The following is a 19,253-nucleotide window of genomic DNA, read 5'->3' as shown; positions in this document are numbered from 1 at the left end:
GGGTCTCGCGAAGCCGTGATGGGCGCTCAGACCGCAGCGCCCACGCCCGACGTGACGACCGTGAGGGTGCGCGTTCCGGCGCGCCGCGTCACCGCTCCGGCGGCGGGACGATGTCGGCGTAGATGTCCGGCACGTACATTTCCGGCGGAATCTGCTCGCGGTGATAGTCCGGGTGATGGACGCGGGGCGGCAGGACCGGCTTCTCGTGCGGCACTTCCTGGTAAGGTATGGTGGTGAGCAGGTGCGCGATGCAGTTGAGCCGGGCGCGCTTCTTCTCGATCGCCTCGATCACGTGCCACGGCGCCTCCGGGATGTGGGTGCGCTCGAACATGATCTCCTTCGCCTTGGTGTAGTCCTCCCAGCGGCGGCGGGATTCGAGGTCCATCGGCGACAGCTTCCACTGTTTGAGCGGGTCGTTGATGCGCATCTGGAAGCGCAGGTTCTGCTCCTCGTCGGTGATCGAGAACCAGTACTTGACCAGCACGATGCCCGACCGCACCAGAAGCTTCTCGAACTCCGGCACGGAGCGGAAGAAGTCCTCGTACTGCTCGTCGGTGCAGAAGCCCATCACCCGCTCGACGCCGGCGCGGTTGTACCAGGAGCGGTCGAACAGCACGATCTCGCCGCCGGCCGGCAGATGGGGCACGTAGCGCTGGAAATACCATTGCGAGCGCTCGCGCTCGCCCGGCGCCGGCAGGGCGACCGTGCGCACGACGCGCGGATTGAGGCGCTGGGTGATGCGCTTGATCACGCCGCCCTTGCCGGCCGCGTCGCGACCCTCGAACAGGACGACGACCTTGAGCTTGTTGGCCTGGACGTAGTCCTGGAACTTGATCAGCTCGCGCTGGAGGCGCAGCAACTCGGTGAAATAGAGCTTTCGCGGGAAGGCGCCGGGATGCTCCTTGCCTTCCTGGAGCAGGTCGGCAAGATCGCTGTCCTCGAGTTCGAGCTCGAAGTCCTCGTCGAGGTTGTCCTGGATTTCCTCGTTCATCCGTTCGCGGATCGTGTCGCGGCCGTTGTCGTTGGTCCCGCTCATCGTGCTGTCCCTCGTCGCCGCCGAACCGGCTCTTTGCGGCAATTCGGCGAAAGCATTCAATGACACATGTGACGAGGGTGCGACAGAGCCCGAGCGCCGCTAGTCCGGGTCCTCGCGATGGAGATCGTGCACCGCGACGCCGTGATGGATCGAGGAGCGCCGGAGCCACTCGGGGTGGCGCAGCGTGCGCACGGTGTCGTCGTATCCCGACTGCCTGGCCGAGCAGGGTGGTCATGGCCGCGCTCGCCTGGTTGTGCAGGTCGCGATAGAAGTCGCCCTCCGGCGTCCGCGGCCAGATCTTGCGCGCCGAGACGGTCGTCCAGAACGCTTCGAGCGCCGGCAGGCGCCTTTCGGGCGGATTGCCGGTGATCAGCGCGGCGTTCAGCGCGCCGATCGACACGCCGGAAATCCAGTTCAGCGGGCAGTTGGCCTCGCTCAGCGCCTCGAAGACGCCCGCCTGATAGGCCCCGAGCGCCCCGCCGCCCTGGAGTACGAGCGCGACGCGGTCATATCGCTGCGCGATCGTCGATATGTCGTGGAAGCGGACGCGGACGCGCGTCTTCGCGCCCGGCGACGCCTGGTCCATGGCCCCCTCGTCCGCCCCGATCGTAAACCGGCAGCTTAGCGGGATTGTGTGACAGGAGGAAAAATGCGGCCCGGGCGCAAGCGGCGCGACGATCGCCGACGCGGCGGTCGCAGGAAACGACAGCGTCGCCGTTCGACCTGAACGGGTTGACGAGAGTAGACGCCGGGATAAAATTCCGGCTAGGCAGAATAACCACCGAGGCAGTCATGCAAGTCGGCGAATGGGGCGTCAACCCCTTCCGGAACTCATGAAACCCGCCTCCGCCCCCTCGGCGTTAAGGGTCCAGGCCGCGCTCGGGCCGCGGTTCGCGGCGCTCGAGTTCGACGCCGGCACGCGCACCGCCGAGGAGGCCGCGCGGGCGATCGGCTGCACGGCAGCCGAGATCGCCAAGTCGCTGGTGTTCAGAAGCGCAAGCGGCCGCAGCGTGCTGGTGATCGCCTCGGGCGCCAACCGGGTCGACGAGAAGAAGGCGGCCGTCATTCTCGGCGAGCCGATCGCGCGCGCCGACGCCGACTTCGTGCGCGAGGCGACCGGCTTCGCCATCGGCGGCGTGCCGCCGGTGGCGCACGCGACGAAGCCGGTCGTGCTGATCGACGAGACCCTGATGGGTTTCGAGACGATCTGGGCCGCGGCGGGCACGCCGAACGCCGTCTTCCGCCTGACGCCGGCCGAACTCGTCGCCCTGACCGGGGGAACAATCGCCGCGATCGCGCGCTGATAGCGGCCATATGGGAGAGGCCTCCTCATGCGCAAGAGCGAGCCGGGGCGCATCCGCATCGGCGTTGGCGGTTGGAATTACGACGCCTGGGGCGAGACCTTCTACCCGAAGGGCCTGCCGCGCGCCCGCCAGCTCGAGCACGCCAGCCGCGCGCTCACCTCGATCGAGATCGACAGCACCTATTACGGCGGCAAGAAGCCGGAGATCTTTCGGGGCTGGCGCGACGCCGCGCCGGACGGCTTCGTGTTCTCGGTCAAGGGATCACGCTACGTCACCAACCGGCGCGTCCTCGCCGAGGCCGGCCCGTCGGTGGAGCGGTTCTTCGAGACCGGCCCGACCGAGCTCGGGGCCAAGCTCGGGCCGATCAACTGGCAGTTCGCCAGGACCAAGACCTTCGATCCCGTCGATTTCGCGGCCTTCCTCGCGCTCTTGCCCAGGTCCCATGACGGCGTCGCGATCCGCCATGCGGTCGAGGTCCGCAACGACAGCTTTCGGACGCCCGAATTCGTCGATCTGGCGCGGGCGCACGGCGTCGCCGTGGTGATCGCCGGCGACAGCGACTTCCCGCTGATCGCCGACCCGACGGCGCCGTTCGTTTACGCGCGGATCATGGGAACGACCGAGGACGCGCCGCGAGGCTATTCGGATCAGGCGCTGGACGCCTGGGCGACGCGCGCCCGGACCTGGGCTGGCGGAGAGACACCCGACGACCTCGCAACCCTTCGCCCTCCTGCGGAGGCGCCCGGGCGCGAAGTCTTCCTTTATGTCATTTCGGGCTTCAAGGCGCGCAATCCCCTGGCGGCGACGGCGCTGATCGAGAGGCTCGCCTGACGGGCGCTCGCGCCCGGCTCATCCCCACTCGTCGGAACGCATGGGAAGGATGGCTCGCGCCGCCCCGAGGCGCAAACCGGCGGGCCGACAGGCCCGCGGTCGCGCTCAGCGGCGGTCGCAGCCGGCGGCGGCGCAGATGGTCGGGCGCGCGACGCCCGTCAGGGCGCGCAAGGCCGACGCGATCCCCGCGCCGAGGCCGGTCGGCCCGTAGCGGTTCAGCGGAATCATCTGGGCGCAGAGGTCATTCACGAAGAGCGGCGAAACCGACCGCTCCCCGCGCAGATTTTGCGTATGGCGCATGGTGGTCTCCGTTTTTTTGGCTTTTTGTCGAGGCGGCCGCGCACTTTGCCGGCGCCCCCCGGGACGTAAAGATAGGTTTTCGAGGGCGAACTTCAACCTTTGGCGTCACGGGATGTTGAAAACGCCGCGTTCCGGGCGTCGCCTGACGTCCTAACATCCGATTGTGAAGCGCCGTTGACCCCCGCCCAATCTCCGCCTTCTCATTTAGACCGCTCATCCTGCGAAACAAGCCCAGCCGACAGCGCCGCATTGTTTCTCTTGACGCGACAATCGGCACGTCGCAGGAAACGGGTTGCCGTTCCGGCCGACTGGCGCATGCTCGCTTCGAGGCGCGCGACGAGGACTGCAGGCCATGGATCGAACAGACGAACTGTCCGCGGTTTTCGAGACGCCGTTCGGCTGGTGCGCCATCGCCTGGAGCGAGGTCGGCGTGACCCGGTTCGCGCTTCCGGCGCCCACGGCGATCGCGGCGGAGCGAGGCCTGAAGCGGCGATCGCCCGCCCTCGGCGCGGGCGCGCCGCCGCCTGCAATCGCCGAGGCGGTGGAACGGACACGGCGCTACTTCGCCGGCGAGGCGACGGACTTTGTCGACGTCCCCCTCGACCTCGGCGACCGGGAGCCGTTCTTCGCTCAGGTCTATCAGGCCCTTCGCCGGGTCGGCTGGGGTTGCACGACCACCTACGGCGCGCTGGCGGCCGAGGTCGGCGGCCCGCGCGAGGCCGCGCGCGACGTCGGGCGGGCGATGGCGACCAACCCGACGCCGCTCCTCATTCCCTGCCACCGGGTGCTGGCGGCGGGCGGCAGGCTCGGCGGGTTTTCGGCGCCGGGCGGGGCGGAAACCAAGGCGCGCATGCTGCGCCTGGAGCGAATCGACCTCGGGCCGCCCGAACCGACACAGCGCGCGTTCGCCTTCTGAGGCGCGGGACGCGGGCGCGCGCCACGGACCCGCAATGATTTCCGCGCCACGAGCCCCGCTCGATCCGCTCCGCGCGTTCGTCGACCGTTGGCCGCGCGGCCCTGATCCGACCGAGCCGGGGAACGTCGATCGCGCCCGGCTCGGCGCGCGGCCGTCCTCGCCGGGTTTCGACTCGGTCATGGCCGCGTCCGTGGACCGACGAGCTTCCCTCTCGCTTGCGACCGATGTGGAATTGACATCGTATCCGTCCTGTTGTTTGCTTGGATCATATTCATGGGGCGGGGCAAATTGTGATGACTCGGGCCCGCGCGACCCGGACGGGCGCGTTTGCGATCGCGTTCCTGCTCGGCGCGACGGTGTGCAGAGCGGAAGATTCGCCGTCGACCGCAGCGCGCGTTCAGGCGGCGCTCGCCAATGTGGCGACCCTGCAGCGCCCCGATCAGGATGGTCTCGTCACCGCCTTCGACGGCAACAAGTACATCCAGTGTCGCCGCCTCGACGATGCGACGACACGCTGCGAGGCGGGCGGGGCGCTGCTGCAGCCTTCGCTCGCCCATGTCCTGACCCCCACGAAGATCGATCGCCTCGCCGCGCTCGGCTGGCGTCTCGACCCGAGCTTCGGAAACTACCTCCGGGTCTTTCCGGCAGGCGCGCCGAACGCCGACGTCGCCGCGGCGATCGTTCAGGCTCTGGCCGAAGGCTACGACGCCGACGTTGCCCATCTCGACGTGCGAAGCGACTGGATCGCCCGCCGGCCGTGCCCACCGCGCAATGGCCAAACCCAGAACCTCGCCGGGGCAATCGCCGACCCGCCGGCTTTTCCCGCGCAGGCGATCCGCGCCTGCGCCTATGCGCCGCCGGCCGACACGACGCTGCATCCGCCCACCGGCTCCGTGCAGGATCTCATCGACATCTACGGCGCCAGGGTGACGGGGGAAATTCAGAGGCTCAGGGTCAATCTCGATCGCGAGATCTACGTCATCTTCGACGCCGACATCGGCTACGTCCAGTGCGCGCCGGAGACCAAGCCGCCCTCGATCTATTGCGAGGCCCAGTCCGCCGACAGTTGGCCGGCGCTGTCCGCCATGCTGACGGCGGATCGCGTGGCGCGCCTGCACGCAGCCGGTTTCGCCGACCCGGGGCGCGCGCCCAACTACTGGAAGTCGTACCCGCTCGACTCCGCCGACGACGCGACGATCGCCCGGGACATGCTGACGATCCTGCACGACGTTTACGGGTACACAGGCGCCCAGAAGCTCAAGGTGACGACGGAACGCTCGCCGAAAGGCTAGCGGCCCGGCCCCGATCGCCCCGTGAGTCCGCGGGTCTCGGAACACGCTCGCGGCGCGTCACGCGACCAGCGGCGCAACGACGGCTTTCAGCATGTCAGCCGCCTCGCGCGGGTTCAGCCGCACCTGCAGGCCGCGCTGGCCGCCGTTGACGAACACCAGCGGGTGCGCCAGCGCCTGCTCCTCGATGGCGGTCCGCGCCGGCTTCATCTGGCCGAACGGGCTGATGCCGCCGACCTTGTAGCCGGTCGCCCGCTCGGCGTCGGCGGGCTTCATCATCTGCGCAGACTTCGCCTGGAAGGCCGCGGCGAGCTTCTTCATCGACACTTCCCGGTCGGAGGGGACGATGACGCAGACGGGCTTGCCGTCCACGAGCGTCATCAGCGTTTTCAGCACCCGGTCCGGCTGGACGCCGAGCGCTTCGGCCGCCTGGATGCCGATCTTGTCGGCGTCCGGGTCGTAGGCGTAGGCGTGGACGGTGAAAGTTACTCCGGCCTGCTCCAGCGCCGTGGTCGCGCGCGTCGATTTGGACAAGGTTCTGACCTCAGAGCGGACGCCCCTCGCCGACCTCGTGGATGCGCAGCTTGCGGTCGAGAACGCCGATTTCGCCCAGGACCGCCCGCCACTCGGCCATGTGCGCCGAAGCGAAATGCGCGTCGAGCGCCGCCTGGTCGCGCCACAGCTCGTAGATCTGGATCAGGCCCGGGTCGAGCACGTCCTCGGCGAAGGCGTAGTGGGCGCAGCCGTCTTCCGCCCGCGTCGCCTCGATCATGCGCCGGGCGGCCGCGCGCGTCGCGGCGATGGTTTCGGGAGGGACGCGGATCGTTCCGACAATGAGCAGCATGCCGGCACTATAGGGGGACGCCGCGGCCAGGAAAAGCCTCATTCCGGCGGCGGCGACGAAGCCCTATACGGCCCATTCGCCGCCGCGCATCACCGGCGTGCGCGCGCCGCCTGCGTCGAGGCCGTCGATGTCGATCGACCCGGAGCCGATCATCCAGTCGATGTGGATCAGGCTGGCGTTGCCGCCCCGGGCGGCGATCTCGTCGGGCCCGAGCCGGTCGCCGCCGACGAAGCAGGTCGAATAGCACTGCCCGATCGCCACGTGGCTCGCGGCGTTCTCGTCGAACAGCGTGTTGTAGAACATGAGGCCGCTGCTCGAAATCGGCGACGAATGCGGCACCAGCGCGACCTCGCCGAGCCGGCGCGCGCCCTCGTCGGTGTCGAGCGTCGTCCTCAGCACGTCCGCGCCGCGGGTCGCGCGCGCCTCGACGATGCGGCCCGCCTCGAATCGGACTTCGATGCCCTCGATCAACGTGCCCTGGTGGGAGAGCGGCTTGGTGCTCGCCACCCGGCCTTCGGCGCGCAGGGCGTGCGGCGTGGTGAAAACCTCCTCGGTCGGAATGTTCGGGTTGAACGTGACGCCGTTCTTCGCCGCCGCTGCGCCGCCATGCCACGCGTGCCCGTCGGCCAGTCCGATGGTGAGGTCGGTCCCGGGTCCCGAATAGTGCAGCGCGTGAAAGCGCCGCGCGTTCAGCCACTGCGTCTTCTGCGCAAGCGCGAGATTGTGCGCGCGCCAAGCCGAGACGGCGTCGTCGCCGTCGACCCGTGAGGCGGAGAAGATCGCGTCCGCGAGCTTTCCCACCGCGACGTCGTCCGGTTCCCCCGGAAAGACCCGCCGCGCCCACGACAGCGTGGGAAAGGCGACGATGGTCCAGTTGATGTCGAATCCGGCGATCTTCTCCAGCGCCGGCTTGTAGGCGATCGCGTTCGCCCGATTGGCGCGCGAGGTCTTTGCCGGATCGGCCTCCGCCAGCAGCATCGGATCCTCGCCGACGATGGCGAGGCGCGCGGCGTTGGCGGCGAACGCCTTGCCCACGCCCTCGTACAGCCAGCCCGGCGCGCGGTCGAAACTCGCGTCCGAGCCATAGCGGAACCGCGCCAGCGTCATCGCCTCGTCGGAGAAGATCGGCGTCACCAGTCCCGCCCCGGCCTTGTACGCCGCCTCGGCGATCTTTCGCGCGAGCGGCAGCGCCGCGATCGGAGCGGTCAGGAACAGGTCCTGTCCCGGCTCGAGGCGCAGGCCCACCTTGACGGCGATCTCGGCCAACCGGTCGAGCTTGTCCGCGTCGATCGGGAAGCGTTCAGGCAGGTCCGTGGTCAAATCAATCTCCGGGCGGGGCGCGGCAGCGCGGGTCCCCGGATATAGGGCCGGTCCGGCGGAGCGAAACCCCTCGTCCCGGACGCCGGGTTGACGAACCCGGCGTCCGGCGCCCATGGGAACGCGCGACCCAAGGGGGTTTCCAGTGAACGGGGACGACACGGACGTGCGCGAGGTCGACAGGCGCGACGCGTCGCGCGCGAGCTCGGCGTTGCTCGCCCTCAACAACGCCCACGCGGAAGCGCTGAGCCGGCTGTCGGCGGACGCGCTGACCGGCCTGATGGCGAGCGCGTTCCTGACCCTTCGCGCGGGCGATTGCGACGCCTTCCTGATCGCGCTCGACCAGGACGCCGGCTACGACAGCCCGAACTTCCTCTGGTTCCGGGCGCGTTTCGAGCGCTTCGTCTACGTCGATCGCGTGGCGGTGGCGCCGCACGCGCGCGGCCGCGGATTGGCCCGTACGCTCTATCAGGCCCTGTTCCGCCGCGCGCGCGCCGCCGGCCACGAAAGGATCGTCGCCGAGGTCAACGCCGACCCGCCCAACCCCGCCTCCGACGCCTTCCACGCCGCCATGGGTTTTGTCGTGGTCGGTTCGGCGCGGCTGACGAACGGCAAGGCCGTCCGCTACCACGAGCGGGCGCTCGGCGAGGCGCGGGATTAGGACGCCGCGATCCGGACCGGCGCGCCGATCGTCAGCCCCAGAGCGCGGTCGGCGCGGCCGAGGTTGACGGCGATCTCGGCGAGGCCGCTGGAGTTCTCGTACCAGAAGGCCTCGCCCGCGGGCCGGTCGCCGAAGGTGCGCGCCCGGTCCAGCGCGCGCCCGCCCACGACCAGTTTCGCGTCCCCGGCGAGCCCGGCGGCTCGCATCCCGGTCATGGCGTTGCCGTAATGGTCGATGTAGACGACCTCGGCGAGGTCGTCGGGCCAGTCGGGGCGGCCAACGAGACGATCGTCGATCGGCCGTCCCGGCGGCGCGTCGCCGCGCGCGATCATGGCGGCGACCGGCGCGAACAGGTCGCGGCCGTGGAAGCTCGCCGACAGCGCGACCGGCCGCCACCCGATCTCGAGACATCGGGCCGCCTGCGCCCTGCGCTGCACGAGTTCGAACAGGCCGGCGCCCGGTCCGACGAACGCCCGTCCGTCCGCCTCGACGATCACCGCCGGCCGCGCGCCGCCGACGCCGGGATCGACCACGCACAGGAAGACCGTGCCGATGGGAAACCACGCCGCGCAGGCGGCGAGCAGATAGGCCGACCGCTTCGGGTCTCCGGCAGGCGCGTCGGCGACGAGGTCGACGACCGGAACGCCCGGCGCCATGCGGCACAGCACGGCCTTCATCTGGCCTGTGTACGGGCCCTCGAGCCCGAAATCGGTGAAGAGCGCGATCATGCGCCGAGAGTCGCCGTGCGACGGCGCCGGGTCAAGGGCGCCGGGAGCTGCGCCAGGGCAAACGCTTGAAGCGCCTTCTCCGGCGACGGGGGCGCGGGGCGGACGTTGAAGCGATCGCCCTGTCGCCGGCGGGAAGCCTCTCGGGACGGAGACGGCTTGACCGAATATACCGATCGGTATAACCCATAGACATGCCCGCCCCCCCGGACGACACGCGCGCGGCGCTTCTCGACCGCGCGCTCGACCTGTTCACCGCCTACGGCTACGACGGCGTCGGCGTGCAGCAGATCTGCGTCGCGGCTGGCGTCACCAAGCCGACGCTGTACCATCATTTCGGCGCCAAGCGCGGCCTGCTCCGGACGCTGATGGAGACGCGCCTCGCCGCCCTCGCGGATGCGCTCGCCGACGCGGGCGCGCTGCGCCGGGACCTCGGCGCGGCCCTGGCGGCGATCGCCGAGGCCACCTTCGCCTACGCCGACGGAGAGCGCAGCTTCTACCGGCTTTACCTCACGCTCTGGTTCGCGCCGATCCGCAGCGAGGCCTACGAGATCGCGCGCGGCTTCCACGAGCGCCATTTCGCCGCGGTCGAAAGGGTCTTCCGCGACGCCGCCGAGTGCGACCCGGCGCTGGCCGGGCGGGAGCGCGCGCTGGCCGCAGCCTTCCTCGGCCTGATCAACAACCACATCGGTCTCGCGCTGAACAATGTCGCCGCGCTCACGCCCAAGCACGCGCGCCAGACCGCCGACGGCTTTCTCTACGGCGTCCTGGCGCGGCCAGCGCAAGGCAAGCGCCAGATGACCTTACCAATCGGTATAGAAGAGGCAGGATCATGACGAGCTGGGTCGAGCACGCGATTGTCTGGCAGGTCTATCCGCTCGGATTTGTCGGCGCGGACATCAGGCCCGAGCGCCCGGCGCCGCTGGCGCATCGGCTGCCGCGGCTGATCGACTGGCTCGACTACGCCGTCGAACTCGGCGCTTCGGCGCTGCTGCTCGGACCGATCTTCGCGTCCGCGAGCCACGGCTACGATACGATCGATCATTTCCGCATCGATCCGCGCCTCGGCGACGAGGCCGATTTCGACGCGCTGATCCGGGCCGCCGGGAGCCGCGGCCTGAAGGTCGCGCTCGACGGCGTGTTCAACCACGTTTCGCGCCGCCATCCGGCCTTTCAGGAGGCGCTGGCGCGAGGACCGTCGGCCCCGGGCGCCGCGCTGTTCCGCCTCTCGTGGGCCTCCGGGGAGCCGGAAGCCGCGACCTTCGAGGGCCATTCCGAGCTGGTCGTCCTCGATCACGACAGGCCCGAGGTCGAAGACCTGGTCGCCGCGGTCATGATTCACTGGCTCGATCGCGGCATCGGCGGCTGGCGGCTGGACGCAGCCTACGCCGTTCCGGCGCGCTTCTGGGCGCGCGTCCTGCCGCGGGTGCGGGCAAGGCATCCCGACGCCTACCTGTTCGCCGAGGTCATCCACGGCGACTATGCCGGCTTCGTGACGGCGAGCGGCGTCGATTCGGTGACGCAATACGAATTGTGGAAGGCGATCTGGAGCGCGCTCAACGACCGCAACGTCCACGAGCTCGCCTGGGCGCTCGACCGCCACAACGGCCTGCTCGACGCATTCGTCCCCCAGACCTTCGTCGGCAACCACGACGTGACCCGGCTCGCGAGCCGGCTCAGCGACCCGCGCGGCATCGAATGCGCGCTCGCCATCCTGATGACGTGCGGCGGAACGCCTTCGATCTACGCCGGCGACGAACAGGCGTTTCGAGGCGTCAAGGAGGACCGGCTCGGCGGCGACGACGCCGTCCGCCCCGCTTTCCCGGACCGGCCGGAGGCGCTCTCCGCGCTCGGCCTGCCCGTCTTCCGCCGCCACCAGGAGCTGATCGGGCTCCGCCGCCGTCACCCGTGGCTGCACCGGGCGAAGACCCGCGTCGTCCACCTCGCCTACCAGCGCTTCGTCTACGAGGCGTTCGAGGGCGAGAACCGGCTCATGATCGCCCTCAATCTCGGGGAAGGGACAGACCTGCCGGCGCCGGGCATGCGCTCGGTCCTCGCGGGACGCGACGCGCGCCTGAAGACGGGCGCGGGCGAGGCGCGGGTGGCCCTGGGCGAAGGGGCGTGGGCGATCCTGTCGCCGGCCGAGCCGCTGTAGCGGCGCGCGACCGCGTTCCTCGGGAACAGCGGGCGAAATCCATCGTTTGTGCGGCGGGGCGCATGGATCGCGCTCCCGACCCCGGAACCATGGAGATCGCGCCCTTGAAGCTCCCCCTCCTCGCTCTCGCGGCGGCGCTCGCCGCCGGTCCCGCCCCTGCCGCGTCCGTGTCGCCGGAAGCCGACGCCTGCAAGGCGAGCGGGCTGCTGGCGCTCAAACAGAAGATTCCCAACGTGAAGGACGTCACGATCGACCTCGACAGCGCCAAGATCATCGACGCCGACACCGCCATCGAGGGCGTCCCGGTCCGCACCGTCGTGGTCGGCGACGCCTACGTGGAGCAGGGCGCCAAGGAAAAGCCGCGCACCCTCGTGTGCCTGATCGGCGACAAGGGCAAGGTGCTGATGACACTGTTTTCAGCCAAATAAGCCCCGGCAGTCGGCCGGACGCGGTCCGCACAGGACGACTGGCGCGCGGCGACCCCACGCCGCCGCAGGGCGCGCCCGCTCGACGCGTCTTTTTTTGGCGCAGCCGTTGACTGCCGTTTGGTTAATTTTGCCACCATCCCCTCGTTTATCGGAAGCCGAACAATAACCAGGGGATTTTGATGAAAGCCAACCGGCGTTTCGCGCGCTTCCTGCGGGTTGCGCCGACCTTGGCGCTCGCCTCGGCGGCGAGCGCCGCCGCCGTTCCGGCCTCCGCAGAAACGCTGACGGCTCAGGACATTCTCGAGCAGTTCAACGACGTCTTCACCACGACGTTCACCAGCGGGCACGACGTCCAGGGCCGCTCGGTCGCCGGCACGATCACCGGCGGCGCCCAGTTCTATACGCAAGGCTACGGCGGCGACGCGCCGCCCGGTTCGGATTTCCAGGCCGTCAACGCCGTCGATACGACCGCCGGGTGCAACGGATGCAAGATCAACAATGGCGGCAGCCTCAACACCACCGGCACGAACGCGGCAAGCTTCATTTTCAACGGGGGCGGGTCGGCGAAGCAGAACGAGCCGGCTTTCGTCATGTCCGATTTCACGGTCCCGCTGAACGCGCTGGAGTCCACCCTGTCTGGTCTTGCTGCGAACAACGTCAACCCGACCGACACGAACCAGTACTATTTCGACGCCAATCACGTTTACAACGACGGAATCGCCGTGTTCAGCGTCTCGGCCTCGACCCTCCAGACCGCCGCGACGATCGGTGTCGACGTCGGGTCGGCAAGCACCGTCGTCATCAACGTCACGGGGTCGTCCGGCTTCGGCTTCACCCCCCAGGCGAATTTCACCTACGGAGGGTCCGTCTCGTCGCAGAAGACCGTCGCCCAACACGTCATCTGGAACTTCGAGGACGCTGGATCGCTGTCCATGGACAGAGACTGGTCCGGCGCATTTCTCGCCGGTCGAGCCGCAGTGTCGAACTCGGTCTCCATCGACGGTTTCCTCTACGCCTACAGCTTCAACGGAAGCGGCGAACTGCACGACTGGCCGTTCGCCGGAGTCCTCCCCCCGACAGGCGTTCCGGAGCCTTCCACCTGGGCGATGCTGATCGCGGGCCTCGCCGGCGCGGTCTTCGTCGGTCGGCGCCGGCCCCGTGACCCGGACCGCGTCCGCCCGAACGCCTTGCCGGGGACCCTCCGCCTCACTTGATCAAGGCGACCGCGTCCTTGAAGCGCGGGTTGGCGGCGTCGCCGAGCCATTCGAACACCACCATCTCGGTGGTGACGATCTCGACGCCGTTGCGCGCCATCCGCAGAAGGCCCGCCTCCTTGCTCTCCGGCCGGCGCGAGCCGACCGCGTCGCGGACGACGAACACGCGCCGGCCCTTCTCGGCCAGTCCGAGCGCGGTCTGGAGCACGCAGACGTGCGCCTCGCATCCGGCGATCACCACGGCGTTGTCTTCGCCGAGCCTGTGCTCGAAACCCGGCGTCCGTCCCGCGTCGAACGTCGTCTTGCGAAAGACGCGCGATTCGTCGGGCGCGAGCTCCGGCACGGTCGGCCCCAGACCTTTCGGGTTCTGCTCGGTGAACAGGGTCGACACGCGGAACAGGGTCGCCGCGTCGACGAGGCGCCGGGCGTTGGCGATCGCGGCGGCCCCTTCGTCGATCGCCGGCATGAGCCGGACCTGGAAATCGACGATCAGAAGCGTCGTGTCCTGAGCGGTGATGATCGCCATCGGCGCCTTCCCTTCCCTTCCGAGGATCGCGCCGCAGTTTACCACCCCGGCCGCCGCGTGCGCGCCTTCAATCGTCGCGGCGGCGCACCCTCATCCGGCGCTTTGCGCCACCTTCCCCCTCGAGGGGGAAGGTGGAGAGGGACAGCCGCGACGCGGCAGGGTGAGGGTCCGCGGCGTCACCCCGGCCCGCCGCCGATCGTGCGCAAGAGCTTCGGCCACATCGCGTCGACGCGCTTTCCGACCTCCGGCGACATGGCGAGCGTGCGGCCCCATTCGCGCGTGGTCTCGGTCCCGATCTTCTTCGTCGCGTCGAGGCCGAGCTTGCCGCCGAGCCCGGAGTCGGGGGACGCGAAATCGAGGTAGTCGATCGGCGTGTTCGAGACGACGACGGTGTCGCGGGAAGCGTCCATGCGGGTCGCGAGCGCCCACGCGACGTCGGTCCAGCTGCGCACGTCGATGTCGTCGTCGACGACGATGATCGTCTTGGTGTAGTTGAACTGCGGCAGCATGCCCCAGAGGCCCATCATCACCCGGCGCGCCTGCCCCGGATAGGATTTCCGGATCGAGATGATCGCCATGCGGTAGGAGCAGGCCTCGGGCGGCAGCCAGCAATCGACGATCTCCGGCATCTGCCGGCGCATGGTCGGCAGCGCGAGATCGTTGAGGACCGCGCCGATCACCGAGGGTTCGTCCGGCGGCCGTCCGGTGAAGGTGGTGAGGTAGATCGGATCGCGCCGCGACGTGATGGCGGTGATTCGCATCACCGGAAACGACTCGACGCTGTTGTAGTAGCCGGTGTGGTCGCCGTACGGCCCCTCCGGCGCCGTCTCGGTCGCCGAGACATGCCCCTCGAGCACGATCTCGGCGTCGGCCGGCGCCATCAACGGCACGGTCAGCGCCGGCGCGATCCGCGGCCTTTCGCCGCGGATGACCCCGGAGAAGCGCAGTTCCGACACCGTCTCCGGCAACGGCAGGACGGCGGAGAGAATCGTCGCCGGATCGCAGCCGATCGCGACCGCGACCGGCGTATCCTGGCCCCGCGCGGCCCACGCCCGATGGTGCGCCGCGCCGCCGCGATGGGCGAGCCAGCGCATCACGACGCGGTCCTTGTCCAGCACCTGCATCCGGTAGACGCCGATGTTCATGTGCGCCGTGTCGTCGGCCTCGGTGTCGGGCGGCCGGGTGATGACCAGCCCCCAGGTGATCAGCGGCGCGGGCTCGCCCGGCCAGCAGGTCTGGATCGGCAGGCGGCCGAGGTCGACGTCGCGCCCGAGCCGCCGCTCGGCCTGGCAGTCGGGCCTCGACACCAGACTCGGCCGGGTCGAGAGGGCCGCGCGAACCATCGGCCAGCGGCTCAGCGCATCCTGAAGGCCGTCGAAGGGCTGCGGCTCGCGCAACGCGGCCAGCATCTCGCCGAGTTCGACGATCCTCGACGGGGCGACGCCGAAGCCGGCCGCGACCCGCTCGGCGGTGCCGAACAGGTTGGCGAGCACCGGCATCGTCGCGCCCTCGGCGTTGTCGAACATCAGCGCCGGACCGCCGGCCGCGATCACCCGTCGATGGACCTCGGTGAGTTCGTGGACGAGACCGATCGGTTCGCGGATGCGAACGAGAAGCCGGCGCTCCGTGAGAAACCGAACGAAGGCCCGGAGATCGTGGAAAGGCGGAAGGTCACGGAACGACATCCCGCCTCCTCCCGTATGCTCTGTCAATCCGCATTGACACAGATCAAAGCGCACGTCTCTATCATCTGACTAATGGTCGCCCATGTTTGAAGCCCGAAGCATCCCCCAATTCCCCGCGGTCGGCGCGCTCGCGCTGCGATTCGCGCCGCTCTGGCCCCTGTCGCTCGCCGGCCAGCGGCTGACCGACCGGCTCGGAAAGCGCCATCCGGCGCTGTTTTCCCGGCTCGGCGATCAGGCGGACAAGGTCTTCCTGATCGACCCGACCGATCTGCCCTGCGTTTTCGTCATGCGGCCCCGCCCCGAGCGGCCGCAGTTCAGCGCCCATCGCCGGGACGAGGAGGTCGGCTGGGACGCGCGAATCGCCGGGCCGCTGGCGGCGCTGATCGGGCTCGTGCACGGCGCCTATGACGGCGACGCTCTGTTTTTCTCGCGCGATCTGGCGATCGAGGGCGACACCGCGGCGGTCGTCGCGCTGCGCAACGCCATCGACAACGAGGAGCTCGATCTCGTGCGCGAGGCCACCGCGCTGCTCGGGCCGCTCGCGGCGCTCGCCACCCCCCCGGCGCAGAAGCTCGCCTCGCTCATCGGCGCGGTGTCGGGCGCCCCCCTCACCCGCGTAGCGACGGGACGGTTCGAATGACGAAAGCCAGGAAACTCGAACTGGTCTGCCCGGCCGGAACGCCGGCGGCGCTGCGCTCGGCGGTGGAAGCCGGCGCGCATGCCATCTACTGCGGGTTCAACGACGAGACCAACGCCCGCAACTTTCCCGGCCTGAATTTCTCGCGCGACGAAATGGCCGAGGGGATCGCCTTCGCCCACCGCCACGACGCCAAGGTGCTGGTGGCGATCAACACCTTTCCGCGCGCAGGCGCCTTCGGCCTGTGGTCGAAGGCGGTCGACGACGCCCATCGCTTCGGCGCCGACGCGGTCATTCTCGCCGATCTCGGGCTCTTGGATTACGCCGCCGGCCGACCGGGCCTGCGCCTGCATCTCTCGGTTCAGGCGGCCGCGGCCAACGCCGACGCGATCAGCGTCTACGCTAAATCTTTCGGCGTCAGGCGCGTCGTGCTGCCGCGCGTGTTGACGGTGCAGGAGATCGCTGCGATCAACCGCGACATCGACGTCGAGACCGAAGTGTTCGTGTTCGGCGGCCTGTGCGTGATGGCCGAGGGACGCTGCGCGCTCTCCTCCTACGCCACCGGCAAGTCGCCGAACATGAACGGCGCCTGCTCGCCCGCGAGCCACGTCGAGTATCGCGCCGAAGGCGCGGCGCTGGTGTCGCGGCTGGGTGGATTCGCCATCCACCGTGTCGGCGCGAAGGACCCGGCGCCCTACCCCACCCTGTGCAAGGGATCGTTCCGCGTCGGCGACTACCAGGGCCACGTGTTCGAGGATCCGGTCAGCCTCGACGCGGCCGCGCTGATCCCGCAGCTCGCGGAGGCGGGCGTGACCGCGCTCAAGATCGAGGGCCGCCAGCGCAGCCGCGCCTATACGACCGCGGTGGTCAAGGAGTTCCGCGCCGCGGTCGACGCCCACGCCGCCGGCCGCCCGATCGCCGCGAGCGCGCTGCGCGAGTTGACCGAGGGGCAGAGGACCACGGCAGGGGCCTATCGCAAGGCGTGGCGGTGACCCCTCATCCGGCGGCTTCGCCGCCACCTTCCCCTGAGGGGGAAGGGTTTCCCCCCTCTCCCCTTGGGAGAGGGACAGCCGCCGAAGGCGGCAGGCCCCCGGCTTGACCCGGGGGAGGGTTCACGACGCCTGACTTTGGCGCACAAGGCAAGGAAACGGAACCTTGGACAAACGCTTCGAGCTGACCGTCGGGCCGCTGCTGTTCAACTGGACGGCGGACGCCTTCGTCGACTTCTACGCGAAAATCGCCGACGAAGCGCCGGTCGACCGGGTGGTCGTGGGCGAGCTCGTCTGCTCGAAACGCCTGCCCTTCTACGCCGATCGCATCCCGGAGGTGGTCGCGCGGCTCGAGAGCGGCGGCAAAACGGTGGTGCTCGGCTCGCTGGCGCTGCCCACCCTCGAGCGCGAGCGGCGCGCCGCGCGCGAACTCGCCGAACAGACCGAGCGCGAGGTCGAGATCGACGATCTGACGCTGCTGAACTGGATGCGGCCGGACAAGCCGTTCTCGGTCGGGCCGCTCGTCAACGTGTACAACGAGAATACGCTCGCCTTCCTCGCCCGACGCGGCGCCCGCCGCTTCTGCCTGCCGCCGGAACTGCCGATCGCCTCGGTCGAGGTTCTGGCGAAGGCCGCGCGCACGCTCGGCGCCGAGGTCGAGGTCTGGGCCTACGGCCGCGTCCCGCTGGCGATCTCCAGCCGCTGCTACCACGCGCGCGTGCACGCGCTGACCAAGGACTCCTGCCAGTTCATCTGCGCCAACGATCCCGACGGCCTGTCGGCGAAAACCATGGACGGCGCCGAGTTCTTGGCGATCAACGGCGTCCAGACCCTGTCGCACGTCACCGCCGCGCTGATTGGCGACGGCGACCGCCTCGCCGCGGCGAACGTCGCGGGCTTGCGCCTGTCGCCGCACAGCGGCGACTTCGTCGCGGTCACGAAGGCCTTCGCCGACGCCGCCGGCGGCCGCATCTCCGGCGAGGAGGGACTTGCCCGGCTGCGGGAGATTTCTCCCGCCGCGGCGCTCTCCAACGGCTTCCTGTTCGGCGACTGCGGCGCGGCGACGCTGCCCAAGAGCCGCGCCGAGCCCGTGCTCGTCCGCTGATCACTTCGGCCTGAGGTCGAGCCCGACGCCCTTGTCGACGAACTGCAAGGTGTAAGCTTTCTTGTAGTCGGTCCGGCCGTCGACCATGCCGATGGCGACCATCTTGTCGAAAAAATCCTTCCAGCGTGCGTCGGTCATGGCGCCGATTCCGAGTGTCTCGGCGTCGCCCGAATCGACGATGCCGCGGGCTCGCAGGGTGGCGAGCGAAAAGGCGATCTGGTCGTCGCTGATGTCGGGATTGTCGCGCTTGATCGCCGCGTTGCCCGGGGCGGAGTCGCCGTAGAGATAGTGGTACCAACCGATTGCGGAAGCGTCGACGAAACGCTGGACGAGGTCGGGTCTCTTCTCGACCAGGTCCGTGTGCGTCACGATCAGCGTCGAATAGGTGGAATAGCCGTAGTCGGCCAACAGGAAGACGTTCGGCCGGAAATTGCCCTGCCGCTCGATCTCGAACGGTTCGGCGGTGACGTAGCCCTGCTGGATCGACTTCGGGTTGGCAATGAACGGGGCGGAGTTGAAATTATACGGCCTGACATTTTCGTCCCGGAACCCGTAAGCGAGCCTCAGCCAGGCGTAAAAGGTGTTGATCGCGCCGGCGCCGAGGTAGACGGGCTTGGCGTTCGGCAGGTCTTCCCACCGGTCGAGCCCGACATTTGGGTGGGACATCAGGATCTGCGGGCTCTTCTGGAAGTGGGCGGCGACCGCGACCAGCGGCAGATTGGCCTCCGCCGACAGAAAATTGCCGATCATGTCGCCGCCCATGAAGAATTCGAGCTTGCCGAACAGCAGCAGCAGGCCGCCGTTGGCCTGCGGCCCACCGGGCACGATCGTCACGTCGAGGCCGTATTTCTCGTACGTGCCGTCCGCCGCCGCCTGGTAGAACCCGCCGGCCGCCGGATCGGCCAGCCAGTTGGTGCCGAAGCGCACCTTGTCGAGCGCGTGGGCGGGCGCGGCGAGGCCGAGAAAGGCCGCGAGCGCCGCAAAAATCCAACTTCGTCGCATTGCGCCCTCGCGAGACCCGGCGTCGCCTGTTCCGGCGATCCTGCGACGTTTGGGTCCGGGTGAAAAGGGCTTTTGTCGCGGGGGCGGACGAGGCGGTCGAAGACCGAGCGCGCCGCGGCGGGTGGTCTACCTTCCCATCCTGGCGTTGGCGAGATGACCCAGACCCGCTCCGACGCCGGCCCCAACGAGCGCTCCGATAATGGGGGACCCGAAGACCAATCCGACGACCGAACCGACGGTCGCTCCCCCGGCTGCGCCGGCGCCCAGGCTTTCCCGCTCGAGGCTGCTC

The 19,253-nt window shown here is 69.3% G+C and carries 21 protein-coding genes and 1 pseudogene; 12 read left to right on the top strand and 10 right to left on the bottom strand.

The genetic code is table 11. The features are described 5' to 3' along the window. Positions 1–88: 88 nt before the first annotated feature. Together ppk2 and DFR50_RS14140 are read right to left on the bottom strand one after the other, a co-directional pair. The gene (ppk2, locus tag DFR50_RS14145) at positions 89–1,036 is read right to left on the bottom strand and encodes a polyphosphate kinase 2 (RefSeq protein ID WP_113889920.1); all 948 of its coding nucleotides are present in this window, start codon (positions 1,034–1,036) and stop codon (positions 89–91) included. A 325-nt stretch (positions 1,037–1,361) separates the two neighbouring features. Further along, positions 1,362–1,622: pseudogene (locus DFR50_RS14140) on the bottom strand (patatin-like phospholipase family protein); the annotation flags it as partial. A 247-nt stretch (positions 1,623–1,869) separates the two neighbouring features. On the opposite strand from DFR50_RS14140, the gene DFR50_RS14135 reads away from it, so the two are divergent. Further along, positions 1,870–2,340 carry a YbaK/EbsC family protein gene (locus tag DFR50_RS14135; protein ID WP_113889919.1) on the top strand — a complete coding sequence of 157 codons (471 nt, stop codon included), beginning with the start codon at positions 1,870–1,872 and terminating at the stop codon, positions 2,338–2,340. Positions 2,341–2,367: 27 nt separating this feature from the next. After that, positions 2,368–3,171 carry a DUF72 domain-containing protein gene (locus DFR50_RS14130; protein WP_113889918.1) on the top strand — a complete coding sequence of 268 codons (804 nt, stop codon included), beginning with the start codon at positions 2,368–2,370 and terminating at the stop codon, positions 3,169–3,171. A gap of 105 nt (positions 3,172–3,276) precedes the next feature. Here DFR50_RS14130 and DFR50_RS14125 read toward each other — a convergent pair whose 3' ends face one another. Next, positions 3,277–3,471 (bottom strand): hypothetical protein, encoded by a 195-nt coding sequence (locus DFR50_RS14125; RefSeq protein ID WP_113889917.1) that lies wholly within the window; start codon positions 3,469–3,471, stop codon positions 3,277–3,279. A 352-nt stretch (positions 3,472–3,823) separates the two neighbouring features. Between DFR50_RS14125 and DFR50_RS14120 the strand changes: the two genes are divergently transcribed. Both DFR50_RS14120 and DFR50_RS14115 read left to right on the top strand, forming a co-directional pair. Further along, complete coding sequence (locus DFR50_RS14120) at positions 3,824–4,387, top strand: methylated-DNA--[protein]-cysteine S-methyltransferase (RefSeq protein WP_113889916.1); 564 nt, start codon at positions 3,824–3,826, stop codon at positions 4,385–4,387. Positions 4,388–4,680: 293 nt separating this feature from the next. Further along, positions 4,681–5,679, top strand: coding sequence for a TY-Chap domain-containing protein (locus DFR50_RS14115; RefSeq protein ID WP_113889915.1), 999 nt, complete (start codon positions 4,681–4,683; stop codon positions 5,677–5,679). Positions 5,680–5,736: 57 nt separating this feature from the next. Here DFR50_RS14115 and ybaK read toward each other — a convergent pair whose 3' ends face one another. From ybaK to DFR50_RS14100, 3 genes are all read right to left on the bottom strand, one after another. After that, positions 5,737–6,210: a Cys-tRNA(Pro) deacylase gene (ybaK, locus tag DFR50_RS14110; protein ID WP_113889914.1), complete on the bottom strand. Its 474-nt coding sequence runs from the start codon at positions 6,208–6,210 to the stop codon at positions 5,737–5,739. A gap of 10 nt (positions 6,211–6,220) precedes the next feature. Beyond that, entirely contained in the window at positions 6,221–6,520 is a 300-nt protein-coding gene (locus DFR50_RS14105; RefSeq protein WP_113889913.1) for a putative quinol monooxygenase, read from the bottom strand. A gap of 63 nt (positions 6,521–6,583) precedes the next feature. Continuing rightward, positions 6,584–7,840: an aminopeptidase gene (locus tag DFR50_RS14100; RefSeq protein ID WP_342634565.1), complete on the bottom strand. Its 1,257-nt coding sequence runs from the start codon at positions 7,838–7,840 to the stop codon at positions 6,584–6,586. A 142-nt stretch (positions 7,841–7,982) separates the two neighbouring features. Between DFR50_RS14100 and DFR50_RS14095 the strand changes: the two genes are divergently transcribed. Continuing rightward, positions 7,983–8,498: a GNAT family N-acetyltransferase gene (locus DFR50_RS14095; RefSeq protein WP_245427764.1), complete on the top strand. Its 516-nt coding sequence runs from the start codon at positions 7,983–7,985 to the stop codon at positions 8,496–8,498. Here the strand turns inward: DFR50_RS14095 and DFR50_RS14090 are convergent. After that, positions 8,495–9,226: an SAM hydrolase/SAM-dependent halogenase family protein gene (locus DFR50_RS14090; RefSeq protein ID WP_113889910.1), complete on the bottom strand. Its 732-nt coding sequence runs from the start codon at positions 9,224–9,226 to the stop codon at positions 8,495–8,497. The two genes, DFR50_RS14095 and DFR50_RS14090, sit on opposite strands and share 4 nt — an antisense overlap. Before the next feature lie 191 nt (positions 9,227–9,417). On the opposite strand from DFR50_RS14090, the gene DFR50_RS14085 reads away from it, so the two are divergent. From DFR50_RS14085 to DFR50_RS14070, 4 genes are all read left to right on the top strand, one after another. After that, positions 9,418–10,059, top strand: a complete 642-nt coding sequence (locus tag DFR50_RS14085) for a TetR/AcrR family transcriptional regulator (RefSeq protein WP_113889909.1) — start codon at positions 9,418–9,420, stop codon at positions 10,057–10,059. Beyond that, the gene (locus DFR50_RS14080) at positions 10,056–11,378 is read left to right on the top strand and encodes an alpha-amylase family protein (RefSeq protein ID WP_113889908.1); all 1,323 of its coding nucleotides are present in this window, start codon (positions 10,056–10,058) and stop codon (positions 11,376–11,378) included. The genes DFR50_RS14085 and DFR50_RS14080 overlap by 4 nt, the downstream gene beginning before the upstream one ends. A gap of 104 nt (positions 11,379–11,482) precedes the next feature. Beyond that, the gene (locus tag DFR50_RS14075) at positions 11,483–11,806 is read left to right on the top strand and encodes a hypothetical protein (protein WP_245427762.1); all 324 of its coding nucleotides are present in this window, start codon (positions 11,483–11,485) and stop codon (positions 11,804–11,806) included. A 179-nt stretch (positions 11,807–11,985) separates the two neighbouring features. Continuing rightward, complete coding sequence (locus DFR50_RS14070; protein ID WP_113889907.1) at positions 11,986–13,020, top strand: collagen-binding domain-containing protein; 1,035 nt, start codon at positions 11,986–11,988, stop codon at positions 13,018–13,020. On the opposite strand, the gene DFR50_RS14065 is transcribed toward DFR50_RS14070, so the two are convergent. Both DFR50_RS14065 and DFR50_RS14060 read right to left on the bottom strand, forming a co-directional pair. Continuing rightward, positions 13,013–13,546, bottom strand: coding sequence for an isochorismatase family protein (locus tag DFR50_RS14065; RefSeq protein ID WP_113889906.1), 534 nt, complete (start codon positions 13,544–13,546; stop codon positions 13,013–13,015). The two genes, DFR50_RS14070 and DFR50_RS14065, sit on opposite strands and share 8 nt — an antisense overlap. A 176-nt stretch (positions 13,547–13,722) precedes the next feature. Next, positions 13,723–15,231, bottom strand: a complete 1,509-nt coding sequence (locus DFR50_RS14060) for a UbiD family decarboxylase (protein ID WP_113889905.1) — start codon at positions 15,229–15,231, stop codon at positions 13,723–13,725. An 82-nt stretch (positions 15,232–15,313) separates the two neighbouring features. Here DFR50_RS14060 and ubiT point away from each other — a divergent pair, with 82 nt between their 5' ends. From ubiT to ubiV, 3 genes are all read left to right on the top strand, one after another. After that, a complete protein-coding gene (gene ubiT / locus DFR50_RS14055; RefSeq protein WP_113889904.1) occupies positions 15,314–15,871 on the top strand; it encodes a ubiquinone anaerobic biosynthesis accessory factor UbiT in 558 nt (185 codons plus the stop codon). After that, positions 15,868–16,860: a ubiquinone anaerobic biosynthesis protein UbiU gene (ubiU, locus tag DFR50_RS14050; protein WP_113889903.1), complete on the top strand. Its 993-nt coding sequence runs from the start codon at positions 15,868–15,870 to the stop codon at positions 16,858–16,860. The genes ubiT and ubiU overlap by 4 nt, the downstream gene beginning before the upstream one ends. Before the next feature lie 163 nt (positions 16,861–17,023). Beyond that, on the top strand, positions 17,024–17,962 hold the full coding sequence (gene ubiV, locus DFR50_RS14045) for a ubiquinone anaerobic biosynthesis protein UbiV (protein ID WP_113889902.1): 939 nt from the start codon (positions 17,024–17,026) through the stop codon (positions 17,960–17,962). On the opposite strand, the gene DFR50_RS14040 is transcribed toward ubiV, so the two are convergent. Next, positions 17,963–18,964, bottom strand: a complete 1,002-nt coding sequence (locus tag DFR50_RS14040; RefSeq protein ID WP_113889901.1) for an ABC transporter substrate-binding protein — start codon at positions 18,962–18,964, stop codon at positions 17,963–17,965. It lies immediately after the preceding gene. Positions 18,965–19,253 lie beyond the last annotated feature (289 nt).

The organism is Roseiarcus fermentans, assembly GCF_003315135.1.
GTDB classification, from domain to species: domain Bacteria; phylum Pseudomonadota; class Alphaproteobacteria; order Rhizobiales; family Beijerinckiaceae; genus Roseiarcus; species Roseiarcus fermentans.
This window is presented reverse-complemented; position numbering and strand designations above follow the sequence as displayed.

Coding starts and splice junctions, on each gene's coding strand:
- ppk2 (WP_113889920.1), bottom strand. CDS start 1,036: ATGAGCGGGACCAACGACAACGGCCGCGACACGATCCGCGAACGGATG.
- DFR50_RS14135 (WP_113889919.1), top strand. CDS start 1,870: ATGAAACCCGCCTCCGCCCCCTCGGCGTTAAGGGTCCAGGCCGCGCTC.
- DFR50_RS14130 (WP_113889918.1), top strand. CDS start 2,368: ATGCGCAAGAGCGAGCCGGGGCGCATCCGCATCGGCGTTGGCGGTTGG.
- DFR50_RS14125 (WP_113889917.1), bottom strand. CDS start 3,471: ATGCGCCATACGCAAAATCTGCGCGGGGAGCGGTCGGTTTCGCCGCTC.
- DFR50_RS14120 (WP_113889916.1), top strand. CDS start 3,824: ATGGATCGAACAGACGAACTGTCCGCGGTTTTCGAGACGCCGTTCGGC.
- DFR50_RS14115 (WP_113889915.1), top strand. CDS start 4,681: ATGACTCGGGCCCGCGCGACCCGGACGGGCGCGTTTGCGATCGCGTTC.
- DFR50_RS14105 (WP_113889913.1), bottom strand. CDS start 6,520: ATGCTGCTCATTGTCGGAACGATCCGCGTCCCTCCCGAAACCATCGCC.
- DFR50_RS14090 (WP_113889910.1), bottom strand. CDS start 9,226: ATGATCGCGCTCTTCACCGATTTCGGGCTCGAGGGCCCGTACACAGGC.
- DFR50_RS14085 (WP_113889909.1), top strand. CDS start 9,418: ATGCCCGCCCCCCCGGACGACACGCGCGCGGCGCTTCTCGACCGCGCG.
- DFR50_RS14080 (WP_113889908.1), top strand. CDS start 10,056: ATGACGAGCTGGGTCGAGCACGCGATTGTCTGGCAGGTCTATCCGCTC.
- DFR50_RS14070 (WP_113889907.1), top strand. CDS start 11,986: ATGAAAGCCAACCGGCGTTTCGCGCGCTTCCTGCGGGTTGCGCCGACC.
- DFR50_RS14065 (WP_113889906.1), bottom strand. CDS start 13,546: ATGGCGATCATCACCGCTCAGGACACGACGCTTCTGATCGTCGATTTC.
- DFR50_RS14060 (WP_113889905.1), bottom strand. CDS start 15,231: ATGTCGTTCCGTGACCTTCCGCCTTTCCACGATCTCCGGGCCTTCGTT.
- ubiT (WP_113889904.1), top strand. CDS start 15,314: ATGTTTGAAGCCCGAAGCATCCCCCAATTCCCCGCGGTCGGCGCGCTC.
- ubiU (WP_113889903.1), top strand. CDS start 15,868: ATGACGAAAGCCAGGAAACTCGAACTGGTCTGCCCGGCCGGAACGCCG.
- DFR50_RS14040 (WP_113889901.1), bottom strand. CDS start 18,964: ATGCGACGAAGTTGGATTTTTGCGGCGCTCGCGGCCTTTCTCGGCCTC.